This window comes from Lujinxingia litoralis (assembly GCF_003260125.1).
Classification (GTDB): Bacteria; Myxococcota_A; Bradymonadia; order Bradymonadales; family Bradymonadaceae; genus Lujinxingia; species Lujinxingia litoralis.
Genome location: NZ_QHKO01000018.1, coordinates 1 through 17,676, shown reverse-complemented (window position 1 = coordinate 17,676; position 17,676 = coordinate 1). Strand labels below are relative to the sequence as shown.

The 17,676-nt window shown below is 66.5% G+C and carries 16 protein-coding genes; 5 read left to right on the top strand and 11 right to left on the bottom strand.

Annotated elements, in window-relative coordinates; genetic code table 11:
• The first annotated feature begins 58 nt into the window (after positions 1 to 58).
• From DL240_RS19280 to DL240_RS19265, 4 genes are read left to right on the top strand one after another with little or no spacing between them, the layout of a single operon-like run.
• Positions 59 to 874, top strand: coding sequence for a 2-keto-4-pentenoate hydratase (locus tag DL240_RS19280; protein ID WP_111731530.1), 816 nt, complete (start codon positions 59 to 61; stop codon positions 872 to 874).
• A gap of 4 nt (positions 875 to 878) precedes the next feature.
• Positions 879 to 1,790 (top strand): acetaldehyde dehydrogenase (acetylating), encoded by a 912-nt coding sequence (locus tag DL240_RS19275; RefSeq protein WP_111731529.1) that lies wholly within the window; start codon positions 879 to 881, stop codon positions 1,788 to 1,790.
• A gap of 41 nt (positions 1,791 to 1,831) precedes the next feature.
• Positions 1,832 to 2,857, top strand: coding sequence for a 4-hydroxy-2-oxovalerate aldolase (gene dmpG / locus DL240_RS19270; RefSeq protein ID WP_111731528.1), 1,026 nt, complete (start codon positions 1,832 to 1,834; stop codon positions 2,855 to 2,857).
• Positions 2,858 to 2,905: 48 nt separating this feature from the next.
• On the top strand, positions 2,906 to 3,694 hold the full coding sequence (locus DL240_RS19265) for a 2-keto-4-pentenoate hydratase (RefSeq protein WP_111731527.1): 789 nt from the start codon (positions 2,906 to 2,908) through the stop codon (positions 3,692 to 3,694).
• 94 nt (positions 3,695 to 3,788) lie between these two features.
• Here DL240_RS19265 and DL240_RS20350 read toward each other — a convergent pair whose 3' ends face one another.
• The 3 genes from DL240_RS20350 to DL240_RS19250 all read right to left on the bottom strand — a co-directional run bounded on the left by DL240_RS20350 (position 3,789) and on the right by DL240_RS19250 (position 7,254).
• The gene (locus tag DL240_RS20350; RefSeq protein ID WP_199589872.1) at positions 3,789 to 5,057 is read right to left on the bottom strand and encodes a pentapeptide repeat-containing protein; all 1,269 of its coding nucleotides are present in this window, start codon (positions 5,055 to 5,057) and stop codon (positions 3,789 to 3,791) included.
• 69 nt (positions 5,058 to 5,126) lie between these two features.
• Entirely contained in the window at positions 5,127 to 6,341 is a 1,215-nt protein-coding gene (locus DL240_RS19255; RefSeq protein WP_111731526.1) for a pentapeptide repeat-containing protein, read from the bottom strand.
• A 181-nt stretch (positions 6,342 to 6,522) separates the two neighbouring features.
• The gene (locus DL240_RS19250; protein WP_111731525.1) at positions 6,523 to 7,254 is read right to left on the bottom strand and encodes a hypothetical protein; all 732 of its coding nucleotides are present in this window, start codon (positions 7,252 to 7,254) and stop codon (positions 6,523 to 6,525) included.
• Between the two features lie 275 nt (positions 7,255 to 7,529).
• Here DL240_RS19250 and DL240_RS19245 point away from each other — a divergent pair, with 275 nt between their 5' ends.
• Positions 7,530 to 7,994 (top strand): GyrI-like domain-containing protein, encoded by a 465-nt coding sequence (locus DL240_RS19245; protein ID WP_111731524.1) that lies wholly within the window; start codon positions 7,530 to 7,532, stop codon positions 7,992 to 7,994.
• On the opposite strand, the gene DL240_RS19240 is transcribed toward DL240_RS19245, so the two are convergent.
• The 8 genes from DL240_RS19240 to DL240_RS19205 all read right to left on the bottom strand — a co-directional run.
• On the bottom strand, positions 7,991 to 8,908 hold the full coding sequence (locus tag DL240_RS19240; protein WP_111731523.1) for an AraC family transcriptional regulator: 918 nt from the start codon (positions 8,906 to 8,908) through the stop codon (positions 7,991 to 7,993). The genes DL240_RS19245 and DL240_RS19240 overlap by 4 nt on opposite strands.
• 603 nt (positions 8,909 to 9,511) lie before the next feature.
• Positions 9,512 to 10,522, bottom strand: a complete 1,011-nt coding sequence (locus DL240_RS19235) for a 2-hydroxyacid dehydrogenase (RefSeq protein ID WP_111731522.1) — start codon at positions 10,520 to 10,522, stop codon at positions 9,512 to 9,514.
• 53 nt (positions 10,523 to 10,575) lie between these two features.
• Positions 10,576 to 12,132, bottom strand: coding sequence for an L-lactate permease (locus DL240_RS19230; protein WP_111731521.1), 1,557 nt, complete (start codon positions 12,130 to 12,132; stop codon positions 10,576 to 10,578).
• 124 nt (positions 12,133 to 12,256) lie between these two features.
• A complete protein-coding gene (locus tag DL240_RS19225; RefSeq protein ID WP_111731520.1) occupies positions 12,257 to 14,044 on the bottom strand; it encodes a hypothetical protein in 1,788 nt (595 codons plus the stop codon).
• 274 nt (positions 14,045 to 14,318) lie between these two features.
• Positions 14,319 to 16,076 (bottom strand): hypothetical protein, encoded by a 1,758-nt coding sequence (locus DL240_RS19220; RefSeq protein WP_111731519.1) that lies wholly within the window; start codon positions 16,074 to 16,076, stop codon positions 14,319 to 14,321.
• 101 nt (positions 16,077 to 16,177) lie between these two features.
• Positions 16,178 to 16,639, bottom strand: coding sequence for an RES family NAD+ phosphorylase (locus DL240_RS19215; protein WP_111731518.1), 462 nt, complete (start codon positions 16,637 to 16,639; stop codon positions 16,178 to 16,180).
• On the bottom strand, positions 16,639 to 17,055 hold the full coding sequence (parS, locus tag DL240_RS19210; protein ID WP_158542804.1) for a type II RES/Xre toxin-antitoxin system antitoxin: 417 nt from the start codon (positions 17,053 to 17,055) through the stop codon (positions 16,639 to 16,641). Before parS ends, DL240_RS19215 begins: the two co-directional genes overlap by 1 nt.
• 257 nt (positions 17,056 to 17,312) lie before the next feature.
• Positions 17,313 to 17,676 (bottom strand): integrase core domain-containing protein (locus DL240_RS19205; RefSeq protein ID WP_146618367.1); only part of this gene is annotated, 364 nt, incomplete at its 5' end.

Genomic DNA, 17,676 nt, shown 5'->3' with positions numbered 1-17,676 from the left:
CCTGGCCGCCCCGCTTCTCGACGCTTGCTGATCTGACCCGGACCTGCACGGAGCCCCCATGAACGCCCCCGACCCCGAGCGCGTGGAGCGCGCCGCCCAGATCCTCTGGGACGCCCAGTTTCAGCACACCCCCTGCGCCCCGCTCAGCCAGTCGCTGGAGGGGCTCTCGGTGGCCGAGGCCTACGCCGTTCAGGACCTGGTGGGGCGCTGGCGGGGGCTGCGCCACGGCCTCGATGGTCGCGCGCCGGCCCGGCTGGTGGGCCATAAAATCGGGCTGACCAGCGAGGCGATCCAGAGCTGGCTCCAGGTCACGGAGCCCGATTTTGGGTTGCTGCTCAGCGATATGATCGTGGACGACGCCGGGGTCGCCTCGACCTCCCGGCTGCTGCAGCCCCGGGCCGAGGCCGAGGTGGCCTTTGTGCTGGGCCGCGATCTGAGCGGCCCCGGCGTGAGCGTGGCCCAGGTGGTCCACGCCACCGATTACGCGCTGGCAGCCATCGAGATCATCGACTCGCGCATCGCCGACTGGAAGATCACCTACGAGGACACCATCGCCGACAACGCCTCCAGCGGGCTCTTCGTGCTGGGGGGGAGCCCCCGGCGCCTGGACCAGCTCGATTTGCGCACCTGCGGCATGGCCCTGCGCAAAAACGGCCGGGTGGTCTCCACCGGGGCCGGGGCGGCGTGTCTGGGGCATCCGCTCAACGCGGTGGCCTGGCTGGCCAATAAGCTCGGCGAGTTTGGGCAGGGGCTAAAAGCCGGCCAGGTGATCTTAAGCGGCGCCCTGGGGCCGGTCTGTCAGGTGGCCCGGGGCGATTTTCTGGAGGCCGAGATCTCGGGGCTGGGTCGGGTGAGCGTGCGTTTTGGGGAGTGACACCATGGCAAAGGTAAAGGTCGCGATTCTGGGGTCGGGCAACATCGGCACCGACCTGATGATCAAGCTGCAGCGCTCGGCGGTGCTGGAGCTGGCGATGCTGGTGGGCATCGACGAAGACTCCGAGGGGCTTAGGCGCGCCCGGGAGCTGGGCGTGGCGACGACCCACCGGGGGTTGGCGGGGCTGATGGAGGACGCCTGCTTTGCGGAGGTGGCGCTGGTCTTCGACGCCACCAGCGCCCGGGCTCACACCGAGCACGCCCCAACGCTGGCGGCGGCCGGCAAAAGGGTGGTCGATCTGACCCCGGCGGCCGTCGGCCCCTATGTGGTGCCGGTGTGCAACCTGGAGGAGCATCGCCAGGCGCCCAACGTCAACATGGTGACCTGCGGGGGCCAGGCGACCATCCCGGTGGTCTGGGCGGTGAGTCAGGTGGCGAAGGTGGAGTACGCCGAGATCGTCGCCGCCATCGCCAGCCGCTCCGCCGGCCTGGGCACCCGCGCCAACATCGATGAGTTTACGGTGACCACCTCGCGGGCCATCGAGGAGGTGGGGGGAGCCCGGCGGGGCAAGGCCATCATCATCCTCAACCCGGCCGAGCCGCCGTTGATCATGCGGGACACCGTGCACGTGTTCTCGGCGCTGGCCGATACCGAGGCCATCCGAAGCTCGGTGATGGCGGTGGTCGAGAAGGTCGCCGCCTACGTGCCGGGGTATCGCCTGGTGCGCGAGCCGATCTTTGAGATCTTTGATGAGGCTAACCCGCTGCGCATCCCGGGGCAGGCGCCCTTAACCGGCGTCAAGACCACCGTGCTCCTGGAAGTGGAGGGCGCCGGCGACTTTCTGCCGGCCTACGCCGGAAACCTCGACATCATGACGGCCGCCGCCCTGAAGATGGGCGAGCTCCTGGTGAGCTGAGCCATGCCTCCCCCTGGCAAGAGCAGGACTGGAGATTCGCTATGACGACGTCAACGCCCCTGAATAAAATCATCGTCAACGACTGCACGCTGCGCGACGGGATGCACGCGCTGGGCCACCAGTATTCGGTGGCGCAGATGGTGGCGATCGCCGGCAAACTCGATGAGGCCCGGGTCGACATCGTGGAGGTGAGCCACGGCGACGGGTTGCAGGGGAACTCGTTTAACTACGGGTTTTCGGCCCATAGCGAGCGGGAGTACATCGAGGCGGTGCGCGCCGAGCTCAAGCACGCCAGGCTGGCGGCGCTCCTGTTGCCGGGGATTGGCACCCGCGCCGACATCGATGAGGCCCGGGCCATGGGCGTCGATACGATCCGCGTGGCCACCCACTGCACCGAGGCCGATGTGGCGCGCCAGCATATCGAGCACGGGCGCAGGCTGGGGCTCGATACGGTGGGATTTTTGATGATGGCGCATATGACGCCCACCGCCGAGCTGGTCCGTCAGGCGAAGCTGATGGAGAGCTACGGGGCGCATTGTGTGTACGTGACCGACTCGGCCGGCGCGCTCCTGATGGAGGAGACCCGCGAGAAGGTCGGGGCGCTGCGCGACGCGCTGGACTGCCAGGTGGGCTTTCATAACCACAACAACCTGGGGCTGGGCGTGGCCAATACGATCGTGGCGATCGAGGCCGGCGCCGACCGCGTCGATGGCTCGGTGGCGGGCATGGGCGCCGGCGCCGGCAACTGCCCGCTGGAGGTCTTGATCGCCGTGTGTGAGCGCATGGGGCTGGAGACCGGCGTGGCGCTTTACCCGCTGATCGACTGCGCCGATCAGATCGTGCGGCCTTTGCAGCGCCGCCCGGTCCAGACCGACGGCAACGCCCTGATGCTGGGGTATGCCGGGGTGTACTCCTCGTTTTTGCTCCATACCGAGCGGGCCGCCGAGCGCTTTGGCGTCGACCCGCGCGACATTCTGGTGGAGCTGGGCCGCCGCGGCATGGTCGGCGGCCAGGAAGATATGATTCTGGACGTGGCGCTGGAGCTCGCCGCGCGATCCGCAGACTAAGTCTTTTCTTTTGCACACTCATTTCCCCCTCAGCATTCAGGACGCGATATGGCGCTTAGTGAAGAGACGATTGAAGCGTTGGCCGAGAAGGTCGACGAGGCCGCCCGCACGACCACCCCGCTTACGATGCTCACCGCGGAGCTCCCGGAGCTGACGCTGGATGAGGCCTACACGATTCAGCGGGCCTCCATCGCCCGGCGCCTGGAGCGTGGGGAGCGCCTGGTGGGCATGAAGATGGGGCTGACCAGCCGCGCCAAGATGGAGCAGATGGGCGTGCATGAGCCGATCTACGGGCATCTGACGAGCTCCATGACGCTCTCCGATGGAGCGACGATTGCGCACGGCGACTACTGCCATCCCCGCGTGGAGCCGGAGATCGCGTTTATCATGGGGGCCGATATCGCCGGCACCCCCACCCCCCGGGAGGCCCTGGCCGCGGTGAGCGGGGTCTGCGGGGCGCTGGAGGTGATCGACAGCCGCTATAAAGACTTTAAGTTCACGCTGATCGACGTGGTGGCCGATAACGCCTCCTCCACCGGCTACGTGCTCGGCACCCGGGTGCGCCCGGCCTCGGAGCTCGATCTGGGCAACCTGGGCATGGTCATGAGCGTCAACGGCCAGGTGGTGGAAACGGGCTCCTCGGCGGCCATTCTGGAGCACCCGGCCCGCTCGCTGGCCGCGCTCATCACCATGCTCCACGCCCGTGGCGAGGGGCTGAAGAAAGGTCAGGTGGTGCTTGCGGGAGGGGCGACCAAAGCGGTGGCGCTTAAGCCGGGCGACCAGGTGACCCTGGAGGTGGAGGGGCTGGGGCGAGTGGCGCTGGGCGTGGCGGGTTGAGGGGCTGAGCGCGCCTGTATAAAAGCCCGCAGCGCGTGTGCGCTGCGGGCTTTTTTGTGCTCGTCGAAAGAGAGCGCGGTGAGCGAGCCGAGCCTCAGTCGGCGTCGCGGTAGCAGTCGTCCCGGGAGGGGAAGAGCTGCTCGGCGCTCCCATGATCGAAGGCGGATGCTGCGAACTCTTCAGCCAGCGAGGGGGGAATGCGGAAGCTCGTGCCGGGGCCGGTGAAGTATTCGGCGGCGATTTCTTCGGGGAAAAGCACAAAGATAGAGACCCAGCCCTCCTGGTTGTCTCGCGCATCCATGAACACCGCGAAGGCGTCATCTCTTGATAGCGCGGCCGGGAGCTGGGGTTGGCGCTCATCTACGCCTTCATAAATGCTTAAAATGGTCGTGAGTGCCCATTGTGCATCGACTCGGTAGGCGTCGATGGTTAGCCGGTCCGGACCACGCATGGTGTTGACAACACTATGAAGCTTGCACTGAGGGTGTTCTGGGGATGTGGCGGGTGGTTGGGGCTCGACGTTATCTGCAACGGGCGCCGGCTCCTCTGGCGCGTGATTAAAGCACCCACGCGCGTCGCTTATCATGCCATCCGGGCAGATGGTTTCGTGCCAAAAGGCTCCCTCGAAGTTTGTGTCTTCGTCGATAAGCGCATCTTCAAAGTTTGCATAAGAAAGCGTGGTTCCTTGCAAGTTGGTGCCACGAAGATCCGCGCCCTGGAATGATACTCCTTTAAAGTTATTTCGGCGAAGATTGAGCCCGGAGAGGTCCATGCCAGCCATGGTGGGGCTGTTGAGTACCATGTATTGAACACCTCCACGTTCTCGAAGCTCGTCTTCCGTGGGAAGCGTGCGGTCTATTCCGGCGGCAAAGGATGCGTCCAGAAGACCGTAGCGGTGCATGAGCAGCCGGAATTCGTCGAGGACCGAGCCTGTCTCCTCGTTTTCAACGTAGCCAACCTGGATGTCGATCAGCCGACCCCGCTCGAAAATATAGACGGCGGGCACTCCGGATTGGTGTAAGGGCTGCCGAAGCTCAAAAGGAAGTACGGAGGGGGTGTTGGATATTTGAAGTCGATCCCGAAGCTCGTCGCCTACATCCTCTTGAACGAGAAACTCATTGAGGTGGTGTGCAAACTTTCTGCTGGCACCGCAGCCATCGGAGGTGAGCACCAGGACATGAATATTCTTGATGTCGGTTTGATGCGAGGGTGTGGCAGATGTTTCAGACGTGGCGCCGGTGATTGTACTTTTTTCAGCAAGGGCGTCGGCGGTGTCGACCGGGGCTGGCGAGTGGGTGCAGGCCGGGGCGGTGCCAGACATTATGAGGGCCAGTGCGGCCGCTACCAGAGAGGCTCGTTTCATGGAAAGCGCCTGTGTTTGGAGTCCGGGTGAAGGCTGTGGAGAGCCGAAGGGGGGGCTTAGAGGGGCGATTTAGCCGCCCAGACAATCCCCAACCTCCCCGCTGCGCACCGAGCCGTCGACGCAGGTCACCTCGCGCAGCACCACGCCCTGGAGGGTGAGGCCCTCGGTGCGGGCGCCCTCAAAGCTGGTGTGGCTGATCAAGGTGTGGGCCAGGTGGGCGTGGCTCAGGTCGGCGCCGGAGAAGTCGCTGCCGGAGATCGCGCCGTGGGTGATGCGCAGGCCCCGCAGGTCTTGATCGCGCATCTGCAGCGAGGACCAGAACTTGCCCAGGGTCAGCCCCCGCGCCAGATCGGAGCCTTCGACAAAGTCTGCCGCGGCGATCACCGGGGCGCTCGGGCCCGGCGTCACCAGGGCGTTGCGCGCCAGAAAGTGCGCCATCGTCGCATCCACCGGCTCGGTGAGCGCCGGGTACACATCGCGCCAGTCGCCCTTCTCGAAGACCACAAAGGAGGAGGCCGGCAGTCCCCGGAGCAGGGCGTCGGCGTAGTTGCCGAGCGTGGCGAAGCTGTGGTCGACGTAGATCGGGAGGTCCTCGGGTAGCTCCAGCGCGTTGAGCACCCCGTTGTACATCGGCGCGCTCATGCAGCCCTCCAGGTGCTGGTAGACCACAAAACGCTCGCCAGACTGGAGCAGCGCCTCAAAACGCTCCGGGGTGAGGGTGGGCCAGTCGGCCAGCTCGGGGGAGCCCTGGGGTGGGTCGCTCTGGGCCTTGAGGCGCAGCGCGCCCAGCTGCAGGCGAATGCCCGGCCCGCCCATTGCGACCAGGGGCTCGATCGCTCCGGCGCCCACCTCGGGCATCGGGATGAAGAGCTCGTTGATCTCGCTTAAGTGGGCGCTGTGCCCGCGAAAGAGCCAGACCCGCAGCCCCGGGGTCTCCAGCACCTGGCGCATGGAGGGGCCGCCCGGAAAGAGGGGGGGCTCCAGGCGCTGCATCTGCGCGGGGTCCAGCGCGTAGGAGGCCAGCACCTCCAGGGCCCGGGCGCCGCTGATCTCCTCGACCTCGGTGCGCTCAAAAGGCCCCAGTCCCCGCTCAATCCCCCGGCCAAATGCCTCCCTCGCCGCGCTCAGATCGCCGTAGACCAGGCCTGTTGTGGACTGCACCTGACCCGGGTCTGCCTTGTCTGCGCCCGGAGGCGGCGAGTGGGTGGGGGCTGAGGCGCATCCCGCGCTGGTCAGGGCCAGGGTTGTGATCATCAAAAGGCGTCGCAGCGTAAAGCGAGGCATGGGTTCCCTCTTTCGGGGGTTGGTGGAGCGCGGGTAATTTCGCATATCCCGGGAGAAAGTACAGAGGGGAATGGGTGCAGAAGTCCGGCCGGAGGGCTCGACCCGGGGCTCTGCAGGTGCATCATAAAAAACGCCCTCCCGAAAGGGGGAGGGCGATGAGGGCGGGGGATGGCCAGCGGGCTCAGGCCTGGGTGGGCTCCGGGGGAACTGAGGAGCGGGCGGGGGCGCTGGTGGTATGGTAGAGCGAGCCGACGGCCGGCATCAGCTGCCGCAGGCTCTCATCGTCTTCCAGGGCCAGGGCGGCTTCGACGATCTGGCGCGCGGCGGTGTAGGCCTGGCGGGCCTGCTGCCGGGCCTCGAAGATGAGCTGGGTGGCGCGCACGGCCTGGGCCTTTTCGCGGTCGGTGCGGGTCAGGGCCTGGTCCAGGTGGTCCAGGGCCTGGAGGGCTTCGGTGAGGGCCGGGTCGTCGACGCCCAGGGCGTCGGTGGCGTAGATCAGGGCGCCCTTCATGTGGGAGCGGGCGCGGTCGACGCCCAGCGACGAGAAGACCGAGGGGCTCAGGGGCAGGCCGCGCTCCAGGCGGCGCTTAAGCAGGGTTTCGTCGACGCCGGGGGCGGCCCGGGCGCTGAAGTAGCGGCTCTGAGCGGTGGCCCAGAGGCGGAGGTAGGCCTGGTCGATCCGGTCCTCGGCGCGGGCGATCTCTTCGGCGGCGCGGGCGGCGTCTTCCCCCTCGGCGGCCACCCGGTCAATGGCCTGACGGTAGGGCGGGAGGCTGTGCTCCAGAAGCTCCACGGCCAGCTTCAGGGCCGGGCCGGCAAAGGGGTGGGTGCTCTCGGCGCTGACCGAACGCAGGCGCTCGGCGCTGCGCTCCATCCAGGACCGTAGCGTGATATCGAATTTGGTTTCCGACATACCATCTCCTTTAGAAGGGGTGCGGCCCTACGGCTTAAAAAGGCAGCTGTTCCAGCCCCCCTGTGGGGTATCAGGAACGATTAAGTTTTGGGTGGAGAGGGTAGAGTGCCACAGGTGGCTGTGAGCTGCCAGGGGGAGAGGTGCGCGGGGAAAAGAGGGTGGCCGAAGGGCAAAAGATAGCACGGACTATCAAACGCGCGGCGAGGGGGGCGGGATAGGGTGGGTATCGTCGCCGCCTGGGAGCGACACACAACCCCTGTCTACGAGGAGACATCATGAGCCTTGAATTCTGTCGAAAAGAAGAGCTCGCCCGCACCCTGATCGGCCTGGAGATTCGCAGCAGTCACGCCACCGCCTGGGAGGATATTCCGGCGTTCTGGGAGCGGGTGATGGCGGAGAATCTGCTCGCGGAGCTAGGTGATGTGAGCACGATCTATGCGGTGTACACCGACTACGCCGGCGACTGGCAGGCGCCCTACACGATGGTGCTGGCGGTGGCGTGCGACGCCGAGCGAGAGGTGCCCGAGGGGATGCGCCGGGTGCAGGTTCCGGCGCAGAACTGGGCCAGTGCGACCTTGCCTGACGTGACGCCCCAGGCGGTGTGGGCGGGGTGGACCGAGGTCTGGGAGCGCTGGGAGGATCGCGACCGGCGCAGCTACGAGGTCGACCTGGAGATCTACCGCTTCGGGGGGGAGGCCCCGCAGGTGGAGCTGCAGATCGGCCTGGAGGAGGGGGCTTAAAGGTGCGCGGAGGCGGGTTGGAGGCGCGCCCAGACCTCGGTCAAAAGGTCTTCGGGGGGGGTGTGGGCGGGGTGGTTGAGGTAGCGCTCGATGAGCGGCTCGGCGACGGGTTCGTAGCCGCTGGAGGGGAGCCAGTGGCCGATCAGGCGCAGGTAGGTTTTATACAGGGTCTCGTAGGGCCCACGATGCACCACCACCGCAAAGGTCCCCCCCGGAAGCTCCGAGGCGACGTACTCCCCGGTGCCCTGCAACTGGCCACGATGCACCACGCAGGCGTCGGAGCGCAGCTGTTCGGCGGCGGTGATCTCGGGATCGTCGTGGTAGGCGCCGCAAAGCTCGATGGCCTCGGGGTCGAGGCCGCGCTCCAGCGCCCAGGCCAGGAGGCGATTAAAGGCCGGCCCGATCTCAAGGTAGGGGCCCCAGTGGCGTAGCATGATCACCGGGGTGGCGGGGCGCTCTCGCAGCTCTACGTCGAGGGGGGCCTCGGGGAGGGTCGGTCGGAGCTCGGAGCTCAGGCGGCGGTCGTAGTGCGGGGGTAGCGCTTCACGAAGCTGGGAGGGGGTGAGGTCGAAGTGGCTCTTGAAGGCGCGTGTGAAGGCCTCGTGGGAGCCGTAGCCGGCGTCGACGGCGATGCGCAGCAGGGGGCGCTCGCTGCGCCGCACCTGGATGGCCGCGCGTTCCAGGCGCAGGCGGCGCAGGTGCTCGGCAACCGATTCACCGAACATGCCCCGAAACACCCGGTGGAAGTGGTGTTTGGACATTGCCGCGACCCCGGCGAGCGTGTCGGGAGCGAGGTCGTCGTCGAGGTGGGCGGTGATGTAGGCCTGCAGGTTGGCCATGCGGGTGAGGTAATCCTCGGTGGTGGTGTGACGCAGGCCGGGGATGCGCTGCGGGGTGGTGAATTCGGAGGTCATGGGAGAGCCGGGGGGGGGAGGGAGGTGGAGTGTGTTGGGGGGAGGAGGGGAAGGCGCTTCAGTCGCCGAGGCAGTCTCTTACATCGTCGCTGCACGCCAAACCATCGATGCAGGTGACGTGGCGGAAGGGAGAATGGCAGGTCGAGGCGTGGAGTAGCGGATCTTGGTAGCGAGAACGCCCGGTCGAGGCGTGGAGTAGCGGATCTTGGTAGCGAGAACGCCCGGTCGAGGCGTGGAGTCGTGGATCTTGGTAGCGAGAACGCCCGGTCGAGGCGTGGAGTCGTGGATCTAGGTGGGGAGAATACCAGCTGGAGAGGTCCAGTCGCGGACCTTTCCGGCGAGAAGTGATGTTAAGGAGGCCAAAGTGCATTTCTTGCTGGCGAGAATTGCATATTGGGCTGTGATGTCAGGGAAGGATGTGGACCTTGTCGAACCCTCGGTCCGTCAGATGGTTCGGTCATGTTCCGGTCGCTTATGTCCCGTTCGCCTATGCCCGCACGCTCCCCGGTCCCTAAAATAGAGAGGTAGTTGCGGCAAGGTAAATTGCGCAAAGGCGCATAAGCACTGGACCTTGTCGAACCCCCGGTCGGTCAGGCTGGTCGGTCAGGCCGGGGACTGGCGCTTGAGGGTGACCTCATGGAGCGTGCCTTGACCGGACTCAAAGGCGGTGGCGTTGGCGAGGGTGATGCGGGCGATATTGCTGAGAGCTTCGCGGGTGAAGAAGCCCTGGTGACCGGTGATCAGCACGTTGGGGAAGGTGAGGAGGCGAGCGAAGAGGTCATCGTGGATGATTTGCTCGGACTGGTCTTCGAAGAAGAGGGCTTCTTCCTCTTCGTAGACGTCGAGCCCCAGGTAGCCGATGGTCTCGTTTTTGAGTCCCTGGATGACGGCGCGGGTGTCGACGATGGCGCCGCGGCTGGTGTTGATGAGCATTACGCCCGGGCGCATCTGCTCCAGGGCCTCGGCGTTGATCAGGTGGTGGGTCTCGGGGGTCAGCGGGCAGTGCAGGCTGATGATGTGGGAGGCGCCCAGGAGGGTGGGGAGGTCGACGTAGTCGACGCCCAGCTCTTTGCAGGCGTCGTTGGGGTAGGGATCGTAGGCCAGGAGTCGGCAGCCGAATCCGCTGAGGAGGCTGGCGAACGCGGTGCCGATGGTGCCGGTGCCGATGATGCCGACGGTTTTCTGGTGCAGGTCGAATCCGATCAAGCCTTCCAGCGAAAAGTTATGCTCGCGCACCCGGTTGAACGCGCGGTGGGTCTGGCGGTTGAGGGTCAGGATCAGGGCCAGGGTGTGTTCGGCGACGGCGTGGGGGGAGTAGGCGGGCACGCGGGCCACGGTGAGGCCCTGGCGGGTGGCTGCGGCCAGGTCGACGTGGTTGAAGCCCGCGGAGCGCAGGAGGATGAGTTTGACGCCCCGGGCGGCCAGCTCGCGCAGGGTGTCCTCGTCGAGCTGGTCGTTGACGAAGGCGCAGACCGCGTCGGCGCCCTCGGCCAGCGAGGCGGTTTCGGCGTTGAGGCGAGGCTCCAGGTAGCGGAGGGTGTGTCGGTCGTTGGTGTTGGTGCGGTCGAAGAAGGTTCGGTCGTAGTGTTTGGCGCTAAAGATGGTGATGTTCATCGTCGGGGGCTCGCGAAAAGGGGTTGCGGTGAGGAGAACAGGAGGGGGGGCAATCAGCCGCTCAGGTACAGGACGAGCAGGCCCCCCAGTAGCAGATAGAGGGCGCAGGCGCCCAGGGTACGGCGCAGCACCTCGCCCTCGTGTGTGGCGATGCCCACGGTGGCACAGCCGGCGATGATGTTGTGGGGAGCGATGGTGTTTCCCACGGCGGCGCCCACGCCCTGAGCGCCGATCAGGCGTAGCGGGTCCAGGCCGAGGCGTTCGGCCGTGGCGAGCTGAAAGTCGGTAAAGAGGATGTTGGAGGCCGTGGCCGAGCCGGTCACAAAGGTGCCCAGCGTGCCGACCACCGGGGCAAAGAGCGGCCAGGCAGCGCCGGTTCTGGCGGCGGCTTCGGCCAGGGCGTCGATCATCTCTGCGTGCACCATGAGCCGGGAGATGCTGAGCATGGCGACCAGCGCCAGGGTGACCGGGGCCACCATCTTCAGCGCTCCCAGAGCCGCGCGGCCGGCCTCCCGGGCCGATGTCCGCTGAAGGCGCGCGCCGATGAGAAACCCCAGGATGAGGAGGGTGCCCGGGTGAAAGAGGGGCTCAAAACGCCCCTCAAAATTCTCGAAGAGCTGCCAGGACACAGCGACCGAGCGCAGCAGTGACTCAAGCGGGCCTATGAGCCGGGTAAGAAGGACCAGGGCGATGACGACGAGGTATGGCGAGAGGGCCCGGCCCAGGGGCAGTGCCGGGCTGGTCTGGGGTTCATCGTCTGTGGTGGCTGGCGAGGTGGGGGGGAGGCGGCGGCCGCTGAGTTTGAGGGCGGCGATAAAGCCGGCGCCGCCGACCACGGCGCCGGCCATGGTTGGTAGCTCCGGGCCGATGACGTGGGCGATGAGCCACATGGGCACAAGAAACCCGGTGGCCGCGAGCAGAAACCAGCCGAGCAGTGCGCGGCGGCTGACCGGGTGCGCATCGTGGGGCGGGCCGCGGCGGTGAACGCGCCAGAGCACCAGGGCCAGCATCGCGCCGCCCACCAGCGCGTGAACGTCTGAGGTGACCCGGGCGATGTCGAGCCCGCTGAAGCCGCTGGCGGCGATCTGCACCAGGACGGGCGTGCCGACCGCGCCAAAAGACACCCCGACGGCGTGGCCGAGTAACGTGATGGTGACGGCCTGAACCGGCTTAAAGCCAAAGCCCACGAGAAAGGGCGCGGCCAGGGCGACCGGGGTGCCAAAGCCGGCGGCGCCCTCCAGAAAGAGCGCAAAAAACCAGGCGATGAGGATGGCCAGCAGGCGCGGATCGTCGGTGAGTCGGCCCAGCTGGTCGCGCAGCGTCTCGATGGCTCCGGTCTGCATCTGCAGCCGGTGGATGCAGAGCGCGCCGAGGATGATCCACAGGATGGTGCCGGCGGTGAAGGTGGCCTCGGCCAGGGAGCCCACCAGCCCGTAGGTCAGCGGGGCGCTGGCGAGGGAGGGGAAGCCGAAGTGCAGGAGGGTGAGCGCGAGGGTGAGGAGCAGCCCGAAGGCGCCGGCGGTGGTCGCCGAGCGTTTGAAGACGACCATCGCCACCAGGATCAGCAGGATGGGTGATGCCGCCAAAAGTGCTTCGAGCCACCAGAGCATGCTCAAGATCATCGCGTCGAGAGAGTGGGAGTATGCCGCGATGGTAGTTCTGATAGGCAGAGAATCAACGTTAAAATCAAGGGTGCCGATGCATCGTTGTGAGGGGGGCAGAGCTCCAGGCCGCTCAGCGGATCTCGTCGAGGGAGTAGATGATGATCACGCGGTAGATGCTCCAGGCGTCGTCGGGGTGCTGGTAGGGGGCAGCGATGACGGTGGCGCGCAGCAGGCGCGCGGTGACGATTTCTTCGGGGATGGGGAAGGCGTCCAGGTCGTCGGTGGTCAGCGTCCAAGAGCGCACGGTGGAGTCCAGGTTTTTGACCATGGCGTTGATTACACGCCGGCGGGCCAGGTGAGGCGTAGAGTTACCATCGATGATGGCCTGGGAGAGGAGGGTGGCGGCCTGCTGGTAGTTTTCGGAGTCGAAGATCGGGCGGTTTCCAGCGGCCTGGCGAGCGGAGTTGATGGTGTGGAGCGCGCGCTCAACGAGCTCCTGACCGCTGAGATCAGGGACGCGGTTGTAGCCGGCGATCATCAGGTTGGTAACGCTCGTTCCGCGAACCGAGGCCAGAGCGAGGTGGCTGAGGCGCTCATCGAAGAGGAGCTGGCGGGCCATGGGGCTGCGCAGGAGGGGGGCCAGGGTGCGGTGAGACTCAGGGTTGGCGTGGCTACGCGTGATCCATGTGCCCGAGAGGATGGGCTCGTCGATGTCCCAGCCGGCGATGATCGCGTTGCGGTAGAGCCTGATGGCGGCCCGGTCCTGGCGGCGCTGAGCGTCGAGTAGGTGGGGGTAGAGGCCGTGGAGGGTGGCCGACTGGCGCTGCGAGAGCTGGACCGGGCTCATGCCGGCGTCAGCCCGGACGGCGTTGATCTGACGCGCGAGGCGATCGAGCTCGTCGTCGGCGTTGACGGCGGGGATCCGGGCGGCGTTGCTGGTGTAGCTCCGGTGATTGAGGTCGCTGGCGAAGAGGCCCAAAAAGCCGTGGTCGGCCGAGGGTCTGTCGCGACGGTCCAGGGAAAACTCAAAGAAGATGCGCCCCTGCTCGTCGTGGGCGGTGCCGCCGCAGTGGAAGCGGAACTCGGGGAAGCGCACCGCGGGGTCGCGCTGACAGTCCCTGGCCTGGAGATCGCCGTCGGTGACCGAGGCTTGCACGAAGTCATAGGTTTCGGTGTCGTGGACGCGGCCTTCGATGGTGCCCCTGGCGCCGGCGCTTATCGGGCGTGGTGTCAGAGAGAGGATACGCGGGGCGGCGACCCGGGTGACGACGACCTGGTTGCCGACCTTTCCGATGAAGAGTCCTACATCCAGGGGGCCCTGGAGCTCGTCGCGGGCCTGGTTGAAGTAATCTTCGCTCTTTTGTGCGCTGCGCTCGGCGACCTCGTTCAGGGAGAGCGAGCCGTCAAAGTAGGATACGTTGCTGCGGTGATAACGACCGATCCAGCCGCAGCGTGCGTCGATGAAGCTGCGGAGCTCGTAATCGGGCCAGTGCCCGCGGTACGTGAGGTAGTGCGCGAGCTGGCGGGCGATGCAGGCGCTGGCCTCGGAGCGGTGGGTGTCTTCGAGTGCATCAGCCTGCGCGACGAAGGCGCGCTCCCAGGGCTCGGTCTGCTGGTGAGGCTGGTGCCCGAGATGATTGGGCAGGGGGGCGACCAGCTCCCAGCGTTCGATCGGGGGCGGGCCGGCCGCTTCGCTTAAGTCGAGCTCGGGGGCCGGGGCGCTGGCCAGCTCGTTGACCTTCTGGGCGTCGGGCAGGTCCTGTTTGGCCATTTCTCCGATCCTGCGTTGGTAGGAGTCGGCGTCGGCATTGGACGTGGCACAGGCGCTGAGCAGCAGGGTGGTCAGGCACACAAGGGTGGTCAGGCACACGAGGGTGGCCTGGCGAGCGGCAAGGGGGGGGCGTCGCGTCGACGGCATGGTTCCTCCCGGGGGGATGCGTATCGAGATGTAACGTCGGAGAGACGAGAGCGCGCAGACTAGAGGGGAGGGAGGGGCGAAGCAACCCCCGAAGGAGGGGGGTGAACTTAAGTGACGCGGATGGCCGGGGAGGGGGCAATCGTTGCGGGCGTCGCGTGCCGTGAGCCCTGCAATTGAGGAGATGACAACGATCCCAACAAGCCCCCCGAAGCGCGGGGCCTGGGGGGGCTTGTATGGGATGGGGCTGGAGGTGGGAGACGCCGGGGGAATCCGCTCAGCGGATCTCGTTGGTGGCGTACATGATGATCACCCGGTAGATGCTCCAGGCGTCGTCGGGGTGCTGGTAGGGGGCGGCGATGACGGTGGCGCGCAGCAGGCGCGCGGTGACGATGTCTTCGGGGATGGGGAAGGCGTCGAGGTCATCGGTGGTCAGCGTCCAGTAGCGCACCGAGGAGTCCAGGTTATTGACCATGGCCTTGACCACGCGCTCGCTGGCCTGCTGGGGGGTGGTTTTGCCATCGATGATGGCCTGGGAGAGGAGGGTGGCGGCCTGCTGGTAGTTCTCGGAGTCGAAGATCGGGCGGTTTCCAGCGGCCTGGCGAGCGGAGTTGATGGTGTGGAGCGCGCGCTCGACGACCTCCTGACCGGAGAGCTGGGGGACGCGGTTGTAGCCGCCGATCGCCAGGCTGGTGGCGTTCATCCCGCGCACCGAGGCCAGGGCCAGGTGGCTGAGGCGCTCATCGAAGAGGACCAGGCGGGCCATGGGGCTGATCATCAGGGAGGCCATGGTCTTGGAGGCGTCGGCGTGGGCGGAGTGACGCATGAGGAGGTCGCCGGAGAGGATGGGCTCGTCGATGTCCCAGCCGGCGATGATCGCGCCGATGTAGAGCTCGGCGGCCGCGTTGTCGTTGCGGCGCGTGGCGTCGAGCAGATGGGGGAAGAGGCGGTTGAGGGTGCCCGACTGGCGCCTGGCGATCTGGACCGGGTCCATGCTGGCCGAGGTGCGGATGTCGTTGAGCTGACGCGAGAGGCGATCGAATTCGTCGGTGGCATCGTCGGCGGCGGGGATTCGGGCGGCGGTGCTGGTGTAGCTCAGGTTATTGAGGTCGCTGGCGAAGAGCCCCAGATAGCCGTGGTCGGCCCAGGGGCTGTCGCGACGGCTCAGGGCGAACTCAAAGAAGGTGCGTCCCTGCTCGTCGTGGGCGGTGCCGCCGCAGTGGAAGCGGAACGCGGGGAAGCGCACGGCCGGGTCACGCTCGCAGTTCCTGGCCTGGAGATCGCCGTCGGTGACCGCGGCATGCACGAATTCATAGGCGTCGGTGTCGTGGACGCGGCCCTCGAGGGTGCCCCTGGCGCCGGCGCTCATCGGGCGCGGCGCCAGGGTGATGTTGCGCGGGGCGGCGACCCGGGTGACGACGACCTGGCCGTCTACCGGCCCGATGAAGAGCCCCACATCCAGGGGCCCCCGGTTGGCGTTGCGGGCCTTTTTGAAGAAGGTTTCGCTCTTTTGAGCTTCCATCTCGGCAACCTGGTCCAGGGGGACCGTGCCCTCGAAGAAGAAGGCCTCGATGACGTGGTTCTCGCCGACCCAGCCGCAGCGCGCGTTGATGAAGCCGCGGAGTTCGCGGTCGGGCAGGCGCCGGGTGTGGCGGACGTAGTGGGCGTTTTGGCGGGCCACGCAGGCGCTGGCCTCGGAGCGGTGGGTATCGTTCAGGGCGTCGACCTGCTCGACGAAGGAGCGCTCCCAGCTCTCGGTCTGCTGGCGAGGTTGGTGCCCGAAGTAATTGGGCAGGGGGGCGACCAGCTCCCAGCGTTCGGCCGGCTCCGGGCCGGCCAGTTCGCTTAAGTCGAGTTCGGGGGCCGGGGCGCTGGCCAGCTCGTGGACCTTCTGGGCGTCGGGCAGGTCCAGGGCGGCCATCTCTCCGGTGTTGCGTTGGTTGGCGTTGGACGCCCCACAGGCGCTGAGCAGGGTAGTCAGGCACACAAGGGTGGTCAGGCGACCGGCAAGGGGCGGGCGTAGTGTTGACTGCATGGTTCCTCCCGGGGGTGAAGCGTATGACGATGTGGTGAGTGGTGTGGGAGGGCGCAGACTAGTGGGGAGGAGCGATCAGGGCAACCCCCGAAGGAGGGGGGCTAACTGAGGAGACGCGGGTCGAACTCAAAGGGCTCCGGAGGATGGAAGTGCAGGCGCTCCAGATCGGGGTGGGCCGGGTTGATGAGCAGGTTGAACTCCGAGGGAATGATCACCGAGGGCACACGCAAGAGGGCGGACTCCTGGCTCAAGAGCCACTCGGAGCCCAGGGTCTTGAGCGCGCGCAACCCGTCGACGCGTCGCCAGTCTTCGGGGAGCTGGTCCGGGAGGATCGTGCGGATGGGGAGCTCGGGGGGAATGTCGACCCGGATGGCCACCCGGTTGTTCAGGGGGATGCCCGCGGCCACGTGCACAAGCTGCTCCAGGGTGGCCAGCGCGAGGCTCTCAGAGGTGTAGGCCACCGCCGAACCCCGGTGGTTCCAGCGGCCGCCAAAGCGGCGAGCGCCCTCGCCGTCAAAGGCGGTGGAGGCGTATTTGGCGTCGGTCAGACGAAAGGCGTGCATCAGCTGTAGACCCCGAACTCAATGCGGCCGAGAAGCTCGGCGACCTTCTCGGCGCCGGCGTCGGTTTTTAAAAGGTGGAGTGGGGGACGACTCCCCAGGGCGGGGTTGGGGTGCTTGAGCCAGCGGGCCGCGGCGTCGCGCTGGTCAAAGACCTCCACGGCCCGGCGCGTGATGCGGGCGACGCGGTAGAGCTGGTCGGAGAGCTGCGCGGAGAGGTGGTGCTTTTTGGCCTTGAGGTTGCGGATCAGGGTCTGGCGGCTCACGCCCAGGGCGTTCGCCATCTCGACCTGGCTGAGATTGAGGTAGTTCTGCAGCGCCTCGATGGTGCGGTAGTGAAAGCCCTGGAGGATGTGGGCCTCCATGGTCTCGTCGGGCTCGAGGTTGAGGATGTCTTCGACCAGAGGTGCGCTGGACATAGAGGGCTCCGGGGGCCTGGAGGGGTGTAACAGCTGACACATAGAATACGCACAGGTGTAACAGTTGGCCAGGGGAGGGGGATTTCCAAAGAAGGAGAGGGTGGGGCTTGTGGCTTGGTCTGGTGGACGAGCTCGTGCTCGGGCACGAACTCGAGCTGGTACTCGGGCACGAACTCGTGCTCGTGCTGGTACTCGTGCACGAACTCGTGCTGGTACTCGTGCACGGTGAGTGTCAACATAGTTGCCGCCTCATCGAACTACGCACAGCCCTCCATCTCGAGCCTGGAGCGCGTGAGTTTTGAGGGGTTCAGATACACCTCAGCCGGGGACTCCCAACAGCGGACTGCACCGGTCCAACGCTGGGGATGGCGGCGTTTCGCGGCCTCGTAGACACGACGGCGCGCGGCGAGTTGGGCTGTGTCGTGGCCGTGATGCCGCGCGCTCGGGGTGACAAAGCCGATGGCGCTGTGGAGGTGCTCGTCGTTGTACCAGTCGCTGAATCCGTCGACCCAGGCCTGCGCTTCTTCGCGTGTTTTAAAAGGCTTCTGGGGGTACTCCGGCCGGTATTTAAGTGTGCGAAAAAGCGCCTCGGAGTAGGGGTTGTCGTCGCTGACACGGGGG